The sequence below is a fragment of the Actinophytocola xinjiangensis genome, assembly GCF_001921215.1.
Taxonomy (GTDB): Bacteria; Actinomycetota; Actinomycetes; order Mycobacteriales; family Pseudonocardiaceae; genus Actinophytocola; species Actinophytocola xinjiangensis.
Genome location: NZ_MSIF01000003.1, coordinates 563,360 through 581,851, shown reverse-complemented (window position 1 = coordinate 581,851; position 18,492 = coordinate 563,360). Strand labels below are relative to the sequence as shown.

The window sequence follows — 18,492 nt, the reverse complement described above, 5'->3', positions numbered from 1 at the left end:
GCGCCGCCTCTGGCGGCGCGTCGTGGGCGTCGGGCGCCACCGACCCGGCAAGCGCCCCGCGGCCGACGGCCAGCCCCGCCGCCAGCACGACCAGGCCGGCCGCCACACCGAGCGCGCTCGCCACGACGGCCCGCCGGTGGCGGTGTGCCAGCGCGACCCCGCCGGCCAGCAGGCCGAGCGTCACCCACGGCAGCCACCCGGCCAGCGCCTCCAGCAGGCTGTACGCCGTGCGCGCCCGCGCCAGGACGTCACCGGCCGCGACGGTGATCGTGGGCTGCCGGCCAGTGGTCTCCAGGCCGGCGTCGGCCAGCCGCTGCCGGGCGGCGCCGGCCAGCGGCGCGAGATCGAGCACCACGTCCCTGGCCGGCCCGGTGCCGGTGAGCACGGTGACCGCCTGCCGGTGCGCCACGCGCAGCACGCCGTCCCAGGTGGCGGCGAACCGGTCGCCGGCGAGCACCCCGGCGATCCTGGCGTGCGCGAAGTCCCGCACCCCGGACTCCAGCGGCCCGGCCAGCCCGTGCAGGGCGGAGGCCAGGCCCGGCGGCAGTCCCCGGTCGGCGAGCGCGTCGACGGTCCGGTCGGCCAGGTCGCGTACGTCGAGATCGGCGAGGACCGCGTCGGTGACCCGGTCGGTGAGCACCGCCCGCACGGCCGGATCGTCGGCCAGCGGGCCCATGGTCTCGACGAACCGGTCGGTGTCGGCGACCTGGGTGTGCAGCCACACCGCGACCAGCGCGACCGGCGCCAGCAGACACCCCAGCACGCCCAGCACCACCGCGCCGGCCGACCGGGCCCTCCCCGTGCCGTGACCGCCAGCCACCCTCGACCTCCCACCCCGACCGTCCACACAGGATCAGCCGGCCGGGCTGGCGGTACCTCATCCGCTGTGGATGAGGCGGGATGACCGGCGGCGCGACGCGGGTCAGGTCGTGGGCGGCGGCCGCGGCCCGGCACCGGCGGGTCGGCCCGGTGGTGGCGGTGCTGCGCAGGGACCTGGCGGCCGGCGGCTCACTGCTGGCCGCGGCGCTGGCGTTCCGGTTGTTCGTCTGGCTGCTGCCGTGCTGTCTGCTGATGACCGCGATCCTCGGGTTCACCGCCTCCGGCGGCTACCCGATCGCCGAGGTCGCCAGGGACCGGGGGCTGGGGCCGTTCACGGTCAGCGCGCTGGACCAGGTCGCCAGCCAGGCCGAGCGCGGGCGCTACGTCACCGGCGCGCTCGGACTGGGGCTGCTGCTGGTCGCCGGCCTGTCGCTGGGGCGCGCGCTGGACCGGGTGCACGGCCGGACCCGGGGTCGCGCGCCCAACCCGAGGTTCTGGCCGACCATCGTCCGCGGCCTGCGCTACACCGGGGTGCTGCTGGTGTTCGTGGCGGTCAACGTGACCGCGCCGGCCACCGCGCTGCCGGCCCCGGTGACCGTCGTCGCCTCGCTGGTCCTGCACGTCGCGCTGGCGGTGGTGCTCCTGGGCGGGGACTGGCCGCCCCGGTGGCGGCGCGACCTGCCGGGGGCGGTGCTGCTGGCGGTCGGCGCGCTGGTGCTGAACCTGGTGGCGGTGCTCTACCTGCCGCGTTCGCTCGCCCGCGCCTCCCAGCTGTACGGCACGCTCGGGATCGCGGCCACCATGCTGGTCTGGCTCGCGCTGATCGCCCGGCTGGTGGTGCTCGGCCAGGTCGTCAACGCGGTGCTCGACGAGGCGCGCGGGCAGCTCACCCGGGACTGAGCGCCGCGAGCAGCGACCGCGCGGCCTCCGTGACGGAGTACAGGACGCTGTGGCCGTCCTGGCGTCGGGTGACCAGCCCGTCGGCACACAGCCGGTTGAGGTGGTAGGACACGGTGGCCGGGCTGAGCCGGTGGCGCCGGGCCAGTTCCGAGGTGGACCGGGAGGTGTCCAGGTCGGCCAGCAGCGCGACCCGGCGGGCCCCCAGGGCCGGCGCGGCGAGCACCGGCGAGGGCGCTGACCACACCGTGCCCCGGCCCCGCGCCGGATAGCCGACCAGCACCTCGCCGGGGGCGCCGTTCCACACCGCGCCGAACGGCAGGAACACCGACGGGGTCAGCACCAGGCCGGGGTCGGCGGTGACGTCGGCGTCCAGCGCGGTGTCCTTGGTCAGCCGGGTGCCGTCCCAGCGCAGGGTCGGGTGCAGGCCGGCGAGGATCCCGGCCAGCCCGGTCCGGGCGGCGTCGGTCGCGCGGTGCCGCACGTCCTCGTCGAGCACCCGGCGCAGCGCCGGCCACGAGTCGGCCAGCGCGACCCGCCAGCACTCCCGCAGCTGCGCCGCCGCGGTCACGGCCACCGCCCGCTCACCGCCCCGGTCCAGCACCTTGGTCACCGCGTCCGGCAACCGCCCGGGGAAGGTCCTGGCGAGCTGGCGGCGTACGGTCCTGGCCGGGGCGGCGGCCACCCCGGCCAGTTCGGTGTCCAGGTCCGGTTCGTACCCGGCGGGCAGCGGCACCAGGAAGTCCGGCACGTACGGGGAGTCGTGCCCCACCAGGGCGTGCACCAGCGCGACGGCGTCGAGGTCCAGGCGCGGGCGGGTGGCGGCCACCCAGGACGCGGCGAACGGCGCGCGCTCGGGGTGGGTCAGGACCTCCAGCGCGCAGGACAGCTCCGCCAGCCGCGAGAGCGCGAACCGGGACCGCACCAACTGCTCGGCGGCGACCCGCACGGTCAGCACGGCCGGTCCCCGCCGGGATTCGACGTTGTTCGAATCGCTCGCACCGGGCCGGACCTCCCTGCTCGACTTCCCGGGCCCGAGTATCCCACCGAGAGGACCCCGCCATGACCGGACGAACCTCCACCACCAGAAGGACCTTCCTGCTCGCCGGTCTCACCGCCGGTGTCACCGCCGGGCTGACGGTCGCCGGCCTGGACGTGCCGGCCGCCGCCGCGTGCGGGGCGGTGAGCCTGACCGCCGGACCGTTCCGGGTGACCGCGCTGCTCGACGCCAACGGCCCGTTCTTCCTGCCGGCCGGCGAGGCGTTCACCGGCGCCACCGACCAGGACTGGGCGGCGGCGCGGCGCCTGGACCCCGGCGCGTTCGGCCCCGACGACACCTGGTGGCTGGACTTCCGCTGCTTCGCCATCCACCTGCCCGGCGGCGGCGTCGCGCTGGTCGACTCGGGCGTCGGTCCGGCCGGCAGCCCGGCCCAGTCCTGGGCGCCGGTGCCCGGCCACCTGCTGGAGCGGCTCGCGGCGGCCGGTATCGACCGCGCCGAGGTCCGGCTGGTCGTGCTGACCCACCTGCACGAGGACCACTTCGGCTGGTCGGTCTCGCCGCGGGGCGTGCCGTACTTCCCGAACGCCAGGTACCTGGTGAGCCGGGCCGAGATCGTCGCGCTGGAGCAGGCCGGTGACGAGCTCGTGCTGTCCTATGTGGTCGACCCGCTGCGCGCGACCGGCCAACTGGACACCGTGGACGGTCCGACCAGGATCGCCGGCGGTCCCGGCGGGACGGTCAGCACCCTGCCGACCCCCGGCCACACCCCGGGCCACCAGTCGGTGGTCGTGCGCGGCGCGCGCCGGCAGGTGGTGATCACCGGCGACGTGCTGGTGCACGCGGTGCAGCTGGTCGACCCGGCGGTCGGCTACCGGTTCGAGGACGACCCCGACCTCGCCCGCCGCACCAGGCAGGATCTGCTGGCCGACGCCGCCGGCCGGCCGACCTGGTTGGCCACGGCCCACCTCACCACGCCGTTCGTGCCGGTATCGTCGTCCTGATCCTGTCCGCCCTCGGCGAAGGGTGGCCACATGGGACCGTCCCCCGACCGCGACGCGACGCTGTCCGCGCCCCGGTTCGTCGGCCGGGACGGGGCGTTGGCGGCGCTGCGCGACGCGCTGGCCAGGCCGGCGGCCCTGGTGGACGTCGCCGGGGAGACGGGGATCGGCAAGACCAGGCTGGTAGACGAGTGGCTGCTGGCGGAGCCGGGTCGCCCCCGCCGGGTGCTGGTCGCCGCGTGTCTGCCCTTCCGCGAGCCCTACACCCTCGGCCCGTTGGTGGACGCGGTCCGCCAGGGCACCGTCGGGGTCGGCGGGCTGGTGCTGACCGAGCTGGCCGGCGCGCTGCGGCCGCTGTTCCCGGAGTGGACCGGTGACCTGCCGCCGGCGCCGGAGGCGGTGCCGGACGCCACCGCCGCCCGGCACCGGATGTTCCGCGCGCTGCTGGAGCTGGTCGGCGCGCTGCACGTGGACACGCTGATCGTCGAGGACGTCCACTGGGCCGACGACGCGACGCTGGAGTTCCTGCTGTTCCTCACCTCCCGCGCGGTGCGCAACCCGCCGGGCGTCGTGCTGACCTACCGGCCGGAGGACGTCCCGGCGGGGTCGCTGCTGCCCCGGCTGCTGACCTCCCGGTCGACCGCCGGCCCCCGGCTGCGCCTGGAACTGTCCCCGTTGGACGTCGACGACACCGCCGCGCTGGTGTCGTCGATGTTCGGCGACGAGTCGGTGTCCGAGGCCTTCGCCCGGTTCCTGCACCGGCACACCGAGGGCGTGCCGCTGGCGCTGGAGGAGTCGGTGCGGCTGCTGCGCGACCGGGGCGACGTGATCCGCGACGAGGGCGAGTGGTCGCGGCGCAGCGTCGAGGAACTGCGGGTGCCGCCGATGATCCGCGACGCGGTGCTCGAACGCGTCGACCGGGTCGGCGGGCCGGCGCGGCTGGTGCTGGAGGCCGCCGCGGTGCTGGGTGAGCCGGCCGGTGACGAGCTGCTGGCCGAGGTGTCCGGTGTGGACGACCCGGCGGCGGTGACCGAGGTGATCGACACCGGTCTGCTCGCCGAACGCGAACGCAACCGGTTGGGCTACCGGCACATGCTGGCCAGCCGCGCGGTCTACGACGCGATCCCGGTGACCCGCCGCCGCCAGCTGCACGCCCGCGCCGGCGACGCGCTGCGCACCGGGGACCCGCCGCCGCTGACCCGCCTGACCCGGCATTTCCGCGAGGCCGGCGCGGTGGCCGAGTGGGCGCGGTACACCGGGCTCGCGGCCGAGCGGGCCGTCGGGTCCAACGACCACACCGCGGCGGTGACCCTGCTGCTGGACCTGGTCGCCGCGCCGGCGCTGGACCCGGTGGCGCGCGCCGGGTTCGCGGCGCGGCTGGCCGTGCTGGCGGTGTGGCGCACCGAGGCCGTCGACGACCTGCACCGCGCCGTGGTCGCCGTGCTGCGCGAGGTGGTCGCCGGTGAGGGCGCCGACCGCCGGCAGCGCGCCGAGATCCACTACGGCCTGGGTCGGCTGCTGGTGCAGCAGCACGACTACGAGGCCGGCAGCGCCGAGTTGGAGCGGGCCGCGCACGGCCTGGCGCACGACCCGGCGACCGCGGTGTCGGTGATGACCTACCTCGCCTGGCCGCTGACCACCCCGTGGCCGGCGGCCAGGCACCGGTACTGGCTGCGCCGGGCGGTGGCGACCCTGCCCCGGGCCCGTGCGGCCACCGGCGAGGACCTGGAACTGCTCGCGTTGCAGGCCTCGGCGTGGCTGTTCCTGGGCGACGAGCGCGGCTGGGACATCGTGGCCCGGTTCCCCACCACGGCCCCGACCCTGTGGACCAGGCAGAAGGTCTCCCGTGGCTGGTCGAACTTCGGCGGCGCGGCCATCGTGTGGGGCCGTTACGGCGACGCGAAGGCGTGGCTGGGCCTGGCGCGCCGGGCCGCCGAGGCCGAGTACGGCCGGCTGCTGGACACGATCACCGGCAACGCGGTGGAGCTGCGCTGGCTGACCGGCGAGTGGGACGGGCTGCTGGCCGAGGTGACCGCGCTGGTGGCGTCCGTGGACGAGGAGAACCCGGTCAGGTGGAGCGCGCTGCTGGTCCAGGGCGCGCTGCTGGCGGTGCGCGGCGAGCCGGACCGGGCGGCCGAGCACCTGGCACGCGAGCTGGACCGGGCGCTGTCCGGCGGCCAGTTCGTGGTGGCGGTGCAGGTGTCGGCGGCGCTGGCCAGGGTGCTGGCGGCCAGGGACGACCACGCCGGGGTCCTGGCGGTCACCGACCGGCCGATGCGCTGGTTCGAGGCCAAGGGCGTGTGGATCTGGGGCGCGGACATCGTGCCGGTGCGGGTGGCGGCGCTGTGCGGTGCGGGTGACGTCGAGGGCGCGGCCGCGTTGTCGGCGGCGTTCGCCGCCGGTCTGGGGTCGCTGCGCGCGCCGGCCCCGAGGGCGGCCGCGCTGACCTGCCGCGCGATGGTCGTCGCCGCGCGCGGGGACCATGCCCGCGCCGCCGCCGAGTTCGGCCGGGCGGCCGACGCGTGGGACCGGCTGCCGCGCCCGTACGAGGCGTGGCTGGCCAGGCAGCGGCGGGGGAGCTGCGTGTTGGCGGCCGGCGACCGTGAGCGGGGCCTCGCGCTGCTGTCCGAGGCGTACCAGGGTCTCGCGGCGATGGGGGCGCGCGCGGACGCCGACCGGATCGCGCTGCTGCTGCGTGGCAGCGGGGTGGACGTGCCAAGGCCGTGGCGCGGCGGGCGTCGGGGCTACGGCGACCAGCTCTCGCCGCGTGAGCTGGAGGTGGTGCGACTGGTCGCGGCCGGGCACACCAACCGGCAGGTCGCCGACGCGCTGTCCCGCTCGCCCAGGACCGTGGCGACCCAGCTGAACTCGGCCATGCGCAAGCTGGGTGTCTCCTCGCGCACGGCGCTCGCGGTCGCCGTCGCCCGGCACGAGGTCCGGTTGCCCGAGCCGGACTAGCCCGTTCGGCGGCCCCGCGCCGGTTCGCGGTGTTGTTCGGGCATTCCCACCGATCGCAACGGATCCGCCCTCGCCGAGGCTCGAGGTGATCAGTCACCGAGGGACCGAGAAGGCGAGCACATGGGTGGGATCGGCCGTCCGAACCGGACCCGGTGGACGACGGGCCCGCCGAGCCGGCGGAGAGGAACGTGATCACCCGTTCAGGTGGTGGCGCGTGAGCGCCTGAGCACCAGCCAGGCGAACACCAGGGCGACCGGCCCCAGGATCAGCGCGACGTACCCGCCGGCCACGCCGTTGCCGGTGTTGAGCCCGCCGTCGGCGACCGCCAGCACGATCACGGCGAGCACGATCCCGGCGGCCGCCGCCAGCGCGGCGACCAGCGCCCCGCGACGCCCGCCGTGGCCGACACCGCGAGTGGCCCGGCGCCTGGCCACGACAGCGATGACCACACCCGCCAGGGCCAGCAGGGCGGCCGCGGTGCCGGCGAGCCGGCCCTTGGTCAGGTACGGCCCGACGTCGGACTGCAGGGCCATCAACTGGGTGGCGAACATCGGGGAACTCCTTGTTCGGGCGGGAAAAGCGGTCCCCCGGAGCATGTCCCGTCGCGGCCCGGCGGTCGTTGTGCCGGCGTCGGCACTTCCGGCTGCGGCGCACGCGGTAGGACGCGGTCGGCTACCGCGTTCGTGGTAGCCGGAAGGTGCGACGCTCGTGGGAGTCGCCACCCCCGGTCAGGCCGTTAGGGTGCGCGTATGCGGAGGGCACTGGACTGGGCGATCGCCGTCGGGGTGGCGGGGTCCCTGCTGGTCGCCGGGCTGTCGGCCCGTCCCGACACTGCGCTGGCACCGCTGGGTCACGTGCTGTTGGTCGCCGGCGGTCTCGCGCTGGTGGCCCGCCGCCGGACACCGGTGGTGGTGCTCGTCGCCACCGGGGCGTGCGCGTTGGGCTACCAGGCCGTCGGGTTCGACGTGCCGGTCGTGGCCTACCTGTTCGCGGTGTACGCCGCGATGCGCGCCGGGCACCGGATCCTGACCGCCGCGTGCTCGGTGGCGATGTTGGCCGCGCTGCCGCTGGCGATCCTAGTCTCGCCGCACGACTGGGCCGGCGCCGAGCTGTTCACCCAGTCCCGCGACGTACTGGAGATCGCCTGGCTGGTGGCCGCCGCGGCGGCGGGGGAGGCGCTGCGGCAGGCGGAGCGGCGCGCCGACGAGGCCGAGCGCACCCGGGAGGAGACCGCGCGGCGCCGCGCCGACGAGCAGCGCCTGCACATCGCCCGTGAACTGCACGACTCGCTGACCCACCAGATCTCGGTGGTGAAGATCCAGGCCGAGGTCGCCGTGCACCTGGCGACCCGGCGCGGCGAACCGGTCCCCGAGGCGCTGCTGGCCATCCGCGAGGCGGGCCGGGAGGCCGCCCGGGAGCTGCGGGCCACCCTGGAGGCCCTGCGTGACGACGACCCCACCCCGCGCCACGGCCTGGAGCACGTGCCGGATCTGGTGGCGCGGGCCAGGACCGGTGGCCTGGACGCCACCCTCACCATCGAGGGCGACCGGGAGGACGTGCCGGCCTCGGTGGACCGCACCGCCTACCGGATCGTCCAGGAGTCGCTGACCAACGTCGCCCGGCACGCGGACGCGGCGAGCGCGTCGGTGAGCATCGGCTACCGCCCCGACGCCCTGGTGATCCGGGTGGTCGACGACGGGCGCGCCACGGTGGACACCGCGCCGGAGCCCGGGGTCGGGCTCGCCGGCATGCGCGAGCGGGTCGCCGCCCTGGGTGGGCGGCTGCGGGCCGCGCCGCGCGACGAGGGCGGGTTCGCCGTGCAGGCCGAGCTCCCGGTGGAGCGGGTGCCGTGATCCGGGTGCTGCTGGTGGACGACCAGCCGCTGATCCGCAGCGGGTTCCGCGCGCTGCTCGACATCGAGGACGACATCGAGGTGGTCGCCGAGGCCGCCGACGGCCGGGCCGGGCTCGCCCTGGCCCGCGAGCACCTGCCCGACATCGCGCTGGTCGACGTCCAGATGCCGGTGCTCGACGGGATCGAGTTGACCAGGCGGATCGCCGGGGACCCCGCGCTGGCCGGGGTGCACGTGGTGATCCTGACCAACTACGGGCTCGACGAGTACGTGTTCGACGCGTTGCGCGCGGGTGCGGCCGGGTTCCTGGTCAAGGACATCCAGCCGGAGGACTTCCTGCACTCGGTGCGGGTCGCCGCCCGGGGCGACGCCCTGCTGGCGCCGTCGATCACCCGGCGTCTCATCGACCGGTTCGTCACCCAGCCGCTGCACACCGGCGCCGGCCTCGACGAGCTGACCAACCGGGAACGCGAGGCGGTCGTGCTGGTGGCCCAGGGACTGTCCAACGACCAGATCGCCTCTCGGATGGTGATCAGCCCGCTGACCGCCAAGACCCACGTGAACCGGGCGATGGTCAAGCTGCACGCCAGGGACCGCGCCCAGCTCGTCGTCCTGGCCTACGAGGCCGGACTCGGCGGAAAGCGGGATCGTCTGCCGCCGAACGGCGGTACGGCCGATTCCCGCCGCTGACTAGGATAGCCCCGCTGGCCTGGGGGGAATTGTTCCGTGAACGGATCTTTGCCGTTTTCTCTGCGCTTTTCGCAGGCGCCACGCCGGTGTCAGTCAATGGGCTTTCCCGGAGGTTTCCTTTCATGAGATTACGAAGAACGCTGGTGCTGCTGGCCGCGTCCGCGGCGGCCATGACCATGGCCACCGACGCGGCGGCGGCGCCCGCGAAGCCGGCGGATCCCCGTTTCGGTGGCGAGCGGGCCGTCGAGATGCCGGCCGCCAGCGGGCTGGCCGCGAAGGCGGTCGCCGATGGTTCGCTGTTCACCGGCGTGCGGCCGGTGCGGGTGCTGGACACCCGCTCCGGCATCGGTCTGCCGCAGGCGGGGCCGGTCCAGCCACGCGGCACGATCACCCTGGACCTGTCCGGCGCGGTGCCGGTCGGGACCTGGGCGGTGGCGCTCAACCTGACCGGTGTGGCGCCGACCAGCTCGTCCTACGTGACGGTGTGGCCGGCCGAGGAGGGCCGCCCGACCGCGTCCAGCCTCAACCTGGCGGCCAACGAGATCCGGTCCAACGCGGTGACCGTCGCGCTCGGCCCGAGCCGGCAGGTGAACCTGTACAACCACAACGGGGCGATCAACCTCGTCGCCGACCTCGCCGGGCACTACGCGCCCGACGGCCAGGCGTTCTACAACACCCGGTCACCGCAGCGCCTGCTCGACACCCGCTCCGGCCGGGGCGCGATCCCCGCCGGCGGCACGATCACCGTCGACACCAGCGCGGCGCTCGGCTCGTCCAACGCGAAGGCGGTCACCGTCAACCTGACGGTGGTGAACCCGACGGCCAGCACGTACCTGACCGCGTACCCGACCGGCACCACCCGGCCGAACGCCTCCAGCATCAACGTCGCCCGCAACACCGTCACCGCCAACCAGGTGACCGTGGCCGTCGGCCCGGACCGTGACATCCGGCTGTACAACAACAGCGGCAGCGCGCACGTGATCGTCGACCTGGTCGGCGACTACGACACCGGCTTCGGTCACGCGTTCTACCCGACCGTCCCGACCCGCCTGATCGACACCCGCGACGACCCCGACGGTCCGCTGCTGGGTGGCTACTACTACGGGTGGGCGATGGCCGAGTCGCCGAGCGACCCGGAGGCGCAGATCTCCGCGCTGGTGTTCAACGCGACCGGCACCGGCGGCACCGCCGCCACGTACCTGTCGCTGTTCCCCAGCGGTTCGCCCGTGCCCAACGCCTCGACGCTCAACCTCAACGCCAGGCAGACCGCCTCCAACCAGGCGACCGTCGCCCTGGGCTGGGAGTACGAGCTGGGCAACTACTACGGGTTCAACGTGTACAACAACTCCGGGCGGGTCCACGTGATCCTCGACCTCGCCGGGTACTTCGCCCCACCGGTGCTGTGAGCCGGTGAGACGACGGTGAGACGACGCTGAGACGACGCTGAGACGACGAGTGGGGGTGTCCCGGCCGGGACACCCCCACTCGCGTCAGCGGCTCAGCCGTCGTAGTTGGCCTGTTTGACGGCGAAGACGTTGCGGTTGCCGGCACCCTCCTGGAGGGTCCACAGCATGTCCGGCTCGGTCTCGTCCTCCCAGTAGGAGATGCTCTCGCCGAGACTGACCCACGAGTAGGTGGTGGAGCCGGCGGTCGGGGTCCAGTAGTAGAGCTGCTTGGCGCCCGAGGAGTAGTACCACCAGCGCCCGTTGTGCGAGCCGACGCCGTTGAGCTTGTACCAGGGCAGTTGCAGGGCCTGGGTCGCGGTCGTCGAGGCGGCGAAGGTGTTCTGCCCGGCGGCGAACGGGTAGCGGATGGCCCTCGGCGCGCGGTTGGGGTAGCCGGTGCAGCCGGACTGGCAGGTGTACTCGGTCATCACCATCGACTTGTTGGTCCGGTCCAGCGAGATCGTGGACCACTTGAGCGCGGTGCCCGAGGTGGTGTTCGAGGTGACGGTGCCGATCTGCGGCAGGACGTAGGCGTAGTTGTGGGCGTAGTACGTGCCGTTGGGCTGGCGGCCGATCTGGTCGGCGGTGCCGCCGGTGTTGGTCTTGAGGATCTTGCGCATGTCGAAGACCCGCATGCCTTTGCCGGTGTCGGCGACGTAGAGGTAGTGGCCGTACCAGGACACCCCGCCGGCGTGGATGGGGATGTCCTTGAAGTTGGGTGTGGTGGCCGAGCCGGTCGGCTCGACGAGCAGGACCTTGCGGTACTCGTTGGGGTAGGTGGCGTCCCAGTCGACCAGGGTGATCCGGCTGCGTTCCTGGCTGCCGCCGCAAGCGTCCTTGGTGTACCAGCTGACCACGACCAGCTGGTGGCCGTCGTAGTTGCCGCTGTTGGCGGTGCCGACGGCGTCGCGGCTGGTGGTGATTCCCTGCGGGTAGTTGCGGCAGTCGGAGTTGTCGGCGTCGTCGAACCGGAATCCGCCGACCAGCCCGCCGATGGAGAACGAGGACGGCAGGCCCTTGCGGGTGTGGTTGGCGTTCTGCATCACGGTGTGCACCGACGCGACGCCGAGCGTGGAGACCAGCGCGTTGTTGATCGCGTCGAACTGGTTGTAGGTGGCGGTGAGCTTGTACTCGCTGGTCGGCAGGTTGGTCGGGCCGGCCGCGGCGAGCGCGACGGGCGCGGAGGCTGGCGCGAACAGCAGACCCGCGACGAGTGCCCCGGTCGCGAGCGCACCGGCGACGAGGCGGCGGCGTACTGACATGGCGGACCCCTTGGTCGAAAGTTTACCTAATATCGGGCATACTAGTGAGTGTCTGGCTGAACGATCAATAGCCGTGCCCGTGCGCGGGTTCTGACCTGGAACTTTTCTCCGGGCTCCATCGGAAAACCGGGAAAATCCGAACAGAAGCAAATTCTGCGGCACACCACTGGCCGATACGATTGACCGGACGCGTAACGATGTGGGTACCGGGTGCGACCTGTCGACCGAACGGGACTGGCGGAGGGCGTCGTGGCGGAAGCTGGCGGAATCCCGGCCTGGCGCCGGTTCTGGTCCGCCGACGTGCGCCGGCGGACCGTGGTGACCGTGCTCGCGGCCGGTTGGCTGCTGGCCGTAGGCTCGCTGGTCGTGCCGGAACTCGTGACCTCCGACGCCGCCCGCGACACCAGGGACGTCTTCTGCCTACAGGCCGGTGAGCAGGACGCGCTCGCCGACGCCGCCGTCGCGCTCGGCCTGGCCCAACCGGGCAGCACCCCGGACAACCTGCTGCTGGCCGGTGACACGGCCGGTGACACGGCAGGTGACGCCGTCACCGTCCATGACTGGCGGCGCGACCACAACGCCGACTTCGTGCGGGCCTGCGACGCGCTGTCCTCGGTGCGCGGCAAGGCGACCCCGTCCGGCGGCGGACTCGGCGGCGTCGTACTGCCGGTGGTGACCCTCGTCCTCACCTCCGCCCTGACCTACGCCACCACCCGCCGCCAGCGTCGCAGCGACCAGGGTGAGAACGACGCCGTCGCGCTGCGCGGGGCGGTGGACGACTACACCAGGGCGGCCACCGAGTTCCTCGACAGCCGGGTCAGCTTCCCCGCCGACCTGCCGCCCGCCGCCATGGACGCCGCGCGCGACGCCCTGGTCGGCCGGCTCAACGGGATCGCCGCGCGCCGCCCGGACTGGATCGCCGTGCGCGACGTGGTGACCCTGCTGCGCGACGGCGACCTCGGCACCTCCCTCGACGCCGGCCTGCGCGCCCACCGCGACGCCACCACCCGGCTGCGCGCCATCGGCGACCTGCGGGCCAGGGTCGCCCAGGTCTCGGACACCGGCTACCTCGTCGCCGACGCGATCGCCGAGCACGGCAGCGTCCATCGCCGGCTGACCAGGCCGAACGGCGGCCTGACGTGAGCGCCCCGGCGACCGGGCGGATCAACCCGTTCCTCATCCCGGGGCGCGAGGACGCGCCGATGTCCACGCTGTGCCCGTGGCGGGAGAACCGGCACACCGACGTCGACCTCTACGTCGAGGTGGACAACTACCGGCCGGCGCTGCGCGAGTTCCAGGCCAGGTTCACCACCCCCTCGCTGCTGCGGGAGAGCTCCCGGCTCGCGCTCGTCGCCGGCGACTCCGGGTGCGGGAAGTCCGCGCTGCGCAACCACTGCGCGCACTGGCTGCGCGAGCGGCTCGGCGAGGTCGGGCTGCGCGGCGAGATCCTCGACCTGTCCCGGGCGATCGACCTCACCGACCGCGAGAACCCGATCATCGACATCAACAAACGCATCTCGCACGTCTGCGGCGAGCTGGTTCACCAGCTCGCCGGCCTCGACCTCATCGACGGCAACGCCAAGGAGAGGTTCGGCCGGGCCGAGACCTCGGCGCACGTCTACGCCGAACTCGCGGCCGCGCTGGACGCCAAGGAACAGGCCGACGTCGTGCTGATCGTGCTGCTGCCCTCGGTCGACCTGCTCGCCGAGGTCAAGCAGTATCTCGCGATGCGCGGGCCGAGGGTGGTGTTCTTCGCCGAGTCGGCCACCGTACGGGTTCCCGACCTGGATTCCATCGGCCGCGGCAACGATGTCGAGGTGCCCCCGGCGACGATGACCGTCGGCACGCTGAGCGCGGCGGACATCCGGACGTTCATCGACCGGCGCTACGAGCAGCGTGCCAAGGACGGCGTGTTCCCCCGACTGGATGACGCGGCCGTCGAGGCGCTGATGACCGACACCATGTCGATCGCCATGTTGCAGGCCCTGTTGACCGGTTTGTACAACGAACTCCGATGGGGCCCGGACGAATACTCGAACGAGGCGACAATCGGCGAGAAGAGACTCTTCAAATATATCCTCCAGAGGTTCACGCCGTGATGGGATGGCGCAATGACCGGAAATAGCGGCCGGTACGCTGGCAACCCGTTCTCGCCGCTCGCCGTGGCGATCACGACGGACGCGGTGTCGGAGGACCCGACGATCCCGACGGCCGCCGTCAGCACGGCGCAGGACCTGCTGGGGGAGTACCTGGCCGCGCCGACGCTGGCCGGCGCCGGCAACGTGCTGGCCGTGTCCGGCGAGCACGGCACCGGCAAGACCCACCTCGGCATGCGCCTGGTCCGGGTCGCCCGCGCCGCCGACCCACCGGCCAACGCCATGTACCTCGACGTGGCCTCCGACCACTTCACCGGTCTGTACAGCCGGTTCATCAAACGGCTCGGCCGCGAGGGGGTGCGCGCGCGGGTCAACGACTTCTACGCCGACGTGGTCGCCGACTCGCTGGCCTCCGGCCCGACCGTGGACATCGCCGCGCTCGTCCGCGAACGCAAGATCGATCCGAACAAGGTCGTCGGCGGCTACCAGATGATGGAGAGCGCGCTGCTGCGCCAGGTCACCGAGCGCCTGGTCGAGGAGTTGCGCAGCATCACCGACAACCAGATCTACGGCACCGCGCTCACCCTGCTGCTGCGCCCCGGCTACGACGACGCCGTCTGGGACTGGCTCAACGGCAGCGCGCCGCACGCCGCGCTGGTCGAACGCGGCATCACCAACCGGATCGACGACGAGGTCTCCGCGCTGGACGCGATGGGCGTGTTCGCCCTGCTGCACGGGCGCAAGGGCCGGCGCTTCGTGCTGGTCGTCGACGAGATCGACAAGATCCTCACCGGGCGCACGATCGAGGCGTCGGTCAGCAAGGCCCTGCAGCGGCTGCTCCAGGTGTTCCAGCAGACCGGAGCGTTCCTGGTCCTGTCCGGTCTGCCGGAGTTCCGCCGCGCGCTCGACGACGACGTCACCGAACGGGTCGGCGTGACCATCCAGATGCCCCGGCTGACCCCCGAGGACGTCGCCGCGTTCATCGACCAGGCCCAGCGCAACGAGGCCGACCTGCCGACCGTCGAGTTCCAGTTCCCGGCGGTGGAGCGGATGGTGCGGCTGGTCAACGGGAACCCCCGGCAGATCATCAAGCTCTGTCACGCGCTGTACCGCACGGCCGTCGAACAGGACCGGGCGGTGGACACCGTCATGGTCGAGGAGGAGGTCGAGGGCCAGTCGGACAACGCGACCGCCGACGAGGTGGGCGCCGCGGTCCGCGACCTGCTCGACCGCGCGAACGTCCCCTACGCCCACGGCCACTACTTCGGCACCCGCGACTCCCGCGCCGACTTCTGGATCGAGACCGGCCCCGACTCCGGCTTCGCGATCCTGGTCGTCGACTCGGTGTTCACCGGCACCGTCGACGAACTGGTCACCCGGCTGACCGCCGTCCGTGAGGCGCGGGCGACCGTCGAGGTGGTGCTGGTGGTGGCCAACATCCTCGACCCGGACGCCGCCGCCGAACTGAGCACCCACCTCGTCGACCCGCCGGTGCGCTACGACCGCCGCTCGTTCACCAGGACCCTGCAACCCACCCTGCGCTCGCTGGCCACCCGCTTCGCCGGGCTCGGCGGCACCGACTCGCTGGCCGCGATCCGCGAGTGGATGGTCCGCATCGACATGGACAACGCGACCACCCACCAGATGGTCGAGCGTCTCGGCCGGGAGATGGACCGCCGCGACGAGGACACCGCCGCGCAGCTGACGACCCTGCGCGAGCGGGTGAACATCGTCAACCTGGCGTCCTCGGTGACCGACCGGGACGCCGAGCACACCGAGCGCCGCTTCCCCGCCCCGGCGGCGGAGCTGTTCCAGGAGGCGCTGGAGACCCTCGACCGGCTGGCCCACCCGGACGCGTTGTTCGACGACGTCTTCGGGCGCACCGAGGACTCCAGCGACCACTACCGCCGGGTCACCCAACTGCTCAACCGGGTCGCCACGCCCGGCGTGTACGAGGCGGCCGGCACGATGTCGTTGCTGCGCCGGTGGATCGTGTCGTTCTCCACCGCCACCGCGTCCTGGTACGTCGCCGAGGGCTGGGAGGCGCGTGAGCCGGGCCCGGCGCGCAGCCGGTTCGACGCGCTGTGCCGCACCTACGAGCGGGTCGCCGAGACCATGCCGCTGGGCCGGATCGCGCCGCTGGTCCGGCTGGTCGCCGAGGGCGAGACCGACAGCAGACGGCTGGCCGACCGCGCCGTCCAGGAACGGGTCACCGAGTTCACCGACCAGTTTCGGGCTCTGGGGGCGCGAGTTCGGGGAACGGTCCTGGCCGAGCTGTCACCACCGTGACCGGTTCCGGGTCCGGTTCCGCCCGCCGCTCCAGCCGGCCGATGACCGCGCCGCCGGCGCCGTAGAGCACGTTGGTCACCACGATCGCCAGCGCGATGACCGCGACCGCGCCGGGGAAGTCGGGTTCGAGCACGAGCGCGAGCACGATCGCGGTCAGCCCGTTCTGCTGGCTCAGCGCCAGGTACAGCCGGTCGAACCGGCCGCGTCCCCGGGACAGCACCGTCCCGGCCAGGATCTGCGCCAGGTAGGCCGCGATCCCCAACACCACGCCCTTGCCGACGAGCCACGGCGTGATCAGCTCGCTGGTGGCGGCCAGCACCAGCCCGAGCGCGGCCGTGGCCACCAGCAGCGCGCCGGTGACGATCCCGGCCGCCGTGCGCTGCCAGGCGAGGTAGGGCCGGAAGAACAGCCCGATCAGCGCGATGCCCAGCAGCAGCGACTGGCTCACGCCCAGCGCCGCGTAGCCCAGCACGACGACCGCCACCGCGACCTGTCCCGCCCCGGCGGCGACCCCGCCGCGGGCCAGCCACGCCGACAGCCCACCGCGCCGCGACAGCCACCACGCGGCGAACGCCACGACGGCGAAGGCGATGTTGAGCAGCAGGTCGGTCAGCAACGTCGACTCCGGCGCGCCGGCCGTGTCGCCGCCCAGGCTCAGCGCGAAGGTCGACAGGTAGACGGTGAGCAGCACGGTGACCGGGTCGTCGAACGCCGCCCAGGCGTTGAGCACCGCCTTCGCCGACTCCGACAGCCGCCGGCGCCGCTGGGCGGCGGCGACCGCCAGCGGGTCGATCTGCGCGACCGCGACTCCGAGCACCAGGCTCGCCGGCTCCGGGTACAGCACCCACATGACCGCCGCGATGAACGCGACCTTGGCCAGCACACCGACGGTCAGCGCGAGGAACACGGTCGTGCGGTTGCGCCACAGCTGCGCGAAGTCGATGTCCCGGGTGCTGCCGTAGAGCCCGATCGCCAGCAGCGACAGGATGACCAGGTGGTAGGCCTGGCTCAGGTGGACGTCGCCGACCCGCAGTGCGGCGCCCGTGGCCCAGCTGGCGCCGAGCACCGCCAGCAGTAGTACGCCCCTGCCGAGGCCCATCCGTGCCCCCAGGTCCGGTGTCCGTGGCTGTCAGTCTATGGCCGCGTGAACCGGAGAGCAGCCCCCGTTCGTTCCCAGCGCCCGCCCGGTGATCACTCGGTGGGACGGAGTTTCCCGCACTCCGTGGCGAGTTCCGCCAGGCGCAGGTCCACCTGCCGTACCCGGGGCTGGTGCAGGGTCATGCCGACCAGGTGCAGCCGGCTGTCGACCCGCAGGTAGTACACCGCGCCCTGCTCCACGTCGAGCACCACACGCTTGAGCTGTCCGCGCAGCGTGCTGGCGCCGACCCTGGCCAACCGGGTGCGGATGTCCGCGAGCTGCCCACTCAGCTCCCGGTAGAACTCCCGCCGGTAGGCGGGCGTGACCGGACCGCCGAAGTACAGTGCCAGCGCGCTGTGCTCCAGGATGTCGGCCAGGAACACGACCTCGTCGTCGACCAGACAGCCCACCAGGTGCAGGCCGTGCGGGTTGAGCGCGGCCAGACAGGCCTGTTCGACCGTCGCCGGCAGCGCGTCGCCGCGCCTGTCCACGTGCGGTGCGATCCGCCGGTCGTCGGTGCTCGGCGCCGCCCGGTCGTCGGTCTCGTAGCCGCCCGGGTTCCGGCTGGCCAGGCCGACCTGGTCGCGCAGCCGACCGACCAGCCCGGCGAGCGAGCGGTCGACCTGGTTGGACTCGTCGATGTAGTCGTGCTCGTCGGTGTAGGTGACGCCGACGACGTACTGGGCGCGCACCACCGGGTCGCACACCACCTCGACGTCGTCGGTGCGCAGCACCGTGCGCACCAGCGCGCCGGTGTGCGCGTGGCGCAACCGGTCGTCGAGCAGCTCGAACTCCCCGCACAGCTGCCGGCCCAGCCGGCGCAGCCCCGGCCGGGCCGAGCCCCGGTCGGCCAGCACGTCGAGCGCGAAGTCGAGCACCCGGTCGGTGTAGTAGGCGAGGTGGTGCAGGCCGACCGTGCTGGTCACCGCCTGCTCACAGATGCGCAGCAGCGCCTGTTCCCGCTCGCCGCCCGGTTGGTCGGTGAGATGTCCGGCGACGTGCGCCGTAACCTCCGGTCCCGCTCCGCCGGTCATCGGCGCCCCCCTTC

The 18,492-nt window shown here is 73.4% G+C and carries 14 protein-coding genes and 1 pseudogene; 9 read left to right on the top strand and 6 right to left on the bottom strand.

Annotation, left to right across the window (positions count from 1 at the left end; translation table 11 throughout):
- Window positions 1–820 (bottom strand): annotated as a pseudogene (locus BLA60_RS10430) (hypothetical protein); the annotation flags it as partial.
- Between the two features lie 80 nt (window positions 821–900).
- Here BLA60_RS10430 and BLA60_RS10425 point away from each other — a divergent pair.
- Window positions 901–1,719 carry a YhjD/YihY/BrkB family envelope integrity protein gene (locus BLA60_RS10425; RefSeq protein ID WP_075132562.1) on the top strand — a complete coding sequence of 273 codons (819 nt, stop codon included), beginning with the start codon at window positions 901–903 and terminating at the stop codon, window positions 1,717–1,719.
- Here the strand turns inward: BLA60_RS10425 and BLA60_RS10420 are convergent.
- A complete protein-coding gene (locus tag BLA60_RS10420; RefSeq protein ID WP_075132561.1) occupies window positions 1,706–2,674 on the bottom strand; it encodes a MarR family transcriptional regulator in 969 nt (322 codons plus the stop codon). The genes BLA60_RS10425 and BLA60_RS10420 overlap by 14 nt on opposite strands.
- Window positions 2,675–2,778: 104 nt before the next feature.
- Here BLA60_RS10420 and BLA60_RS10415 point away from each other — a divergent pair, with 104 nt between their 5' ends.
- Window positions 2,779–3,717 (top strand): MBL fold metallo-hydrolase, encoded by a 939-nt coding sequence (locus BLA60_RS10415; protein WP_084734801.1) that lies wholly within the window; start codon window positions 2,779–2,781, stop codon window positions 3,715–3,717.
- Between the two features lie 30 nt (window positions 3,718–3,747).
- Window positions 3,748–6,672: a helix-turn-helix transcriptional regulator gene (locus tag BLA60_RS46185; protein ID WP_075132560.1), complete on the top strand. Its 2,925-nt coding sequence runs from the start codon at window positions 3,748–3,750 to the stop codon at window positions 6,670–6,672.
- A 200-nt stretch (window positions 6,673–6,872) separates the two neighbouring features.
- On the opposite strand, the gene BLA60_RS10405 is transcribed toward BLA60_RS46185, so the two are convergent.
- The gene (locus BLA60_RS10405; protein WP_084734800.1) at window positions 6,873–7,223 is read right to left on the bottom strand and encodes a DUF6223 family protein; all 351 of its coding nucleotides are present in this window, start codon (window positions 7,221–7,223) and stop codon (window positions 6,873–6,875) included.
- Between the two features lie 198 nt (window positions 7,224–7,421).
- Between BLA60_RS10405 and BLA60_RS10400 the strand changes: the two genes are divergently transcribed.
- The 3 genes from BLA60_RS10400 to BLA60_RS10390 all read left to right on the top strand — a co-directional run bounded on the left by BLA60_RS10400 (window position 7,422) and on the right by BLA60_RS10390 (window position 10,620).
- Window positions 7,422–8,525 (top strand): sensor histidine kinase, encoded by a 1,104-nt coding sequence (locus BLA60_RS10400; RefSeq protein WP_075132558.1) that lies wholly within the window; start codon window positions 7,422–7,424, stop codon window positions 8,523–8,525.
- Entirely contained in the window at window positions 8,522–9,214 is a 693-nt protein-coding gene (locus BLA60_RS10395; protein WP_075132557.1) for a response regulator, read from the top strand. Before BLA60_RS10400 ends, BLA60_RS10395 begins: the two co-directional genes overlap by 4 nt.
- Window positions 9,215–9,336: 122 nt before the next feature.
- A complete protein-coding gene (locus tag BLA60_RS10390) occupies window positions 9,337–10,620 on the top strand; it encodes a hypothetical protein (RefSeq protein ID WP_154814254.1) in 1,284 nt (427 codons plus the stop codon).
- A 92-nt stretch (window positions 10,621–10,712) separates the two neighbouring features.
- Here the strand turns inward: BLA60_RS10390 and BLA60_RS10385 are convergent, their stop codons facing one another.
- On the bottom strand, window positions 10,713–11,921 hold the full coding sequence (locus BLA60_RS10385; RefSeq protein WP_075132555.1) for a hypothetical protein: 1,209 nt from the start codon (window positions 11,919–11,921) through the stop codon (window positions 10,713–10,715).
- A gap of 249 nt (window positions 11,922–12,170) precedes the next feature.
- Here BLA60_RS10385 and BLA60_RS10380 point away from each other — a divergent pair, with 249 nt between their 5' ends.
- From BLA60_RS10380 to BLA60_RS10370, 3 genes are read left to right on the top strand one after another with little or no spacing between them, the layout of a single operon-like run.
- Window positions 12,171–13,064, top strand: a complete 894-nt coding sequence (locus BLA60_RS10380; RefSeq protein ID WP_075132554.1) for a hypothetical protein — start codon at window positions 12,171–12,173, stop codon at window positions 13,062–13,064.
- Window positions 13,061–14,020, top strand: coding sequence for a hypothetical protein (locus tag BLA60_RS10375; protein WP_075132553.1), 960 nt, complete (start codon window positions 13,061–13,063; stop codon window positions 14,018–14,020). Before BLA60_RS10380 ends, BLA60_RS10375 begins: the two co-directional genes overlap by 4 nt.
- A gap of 12 nt (window positions 14,021–14,032) precedes the next feature.
- Window positions 14,033–16,306, top strand: a complete 2,274-nt coding sequence (locus BLA60_RS10370) for a hypothetical protein (protein ID WP_075132552.1) — start codon at window positions 14,033–14,035, stop codon at window positions 16,304–16,306.
- On the opposite strand, the gene BLA60_RS10365 is transcribed toward BLA60_RS10370, so the two are convergent.
- Window positions 16,236–17,405, bottom strand: a complete 1,170-nt coding sequence (locus BLA60_RS10365) for a cation:proton antiporter (RefSeq protein WP_075132551.1) — start codon at window positions 17,403–17,405, stop codon at window positions 16,236–16,238. The genes BLA60_RS10370 and BLA60_RS10365 overlap by 71 nt on opposite strands.
- Before the next feature lie 92 nt (window positions 17,406–17,497).
- Window positions 17,498–18,478: a hypothetical protein gene (locus tag BLA60_RS10360; protein ID WP_075132550.1), complete on the bottom strand. Its 981-nt coding sequence runs from the start codon at window positions 18,476–18,478 to the stop codon at window positions 17,498–17,500.
- Window positions 18,479–18,492 lie beyond the last annotated feature (14 nt).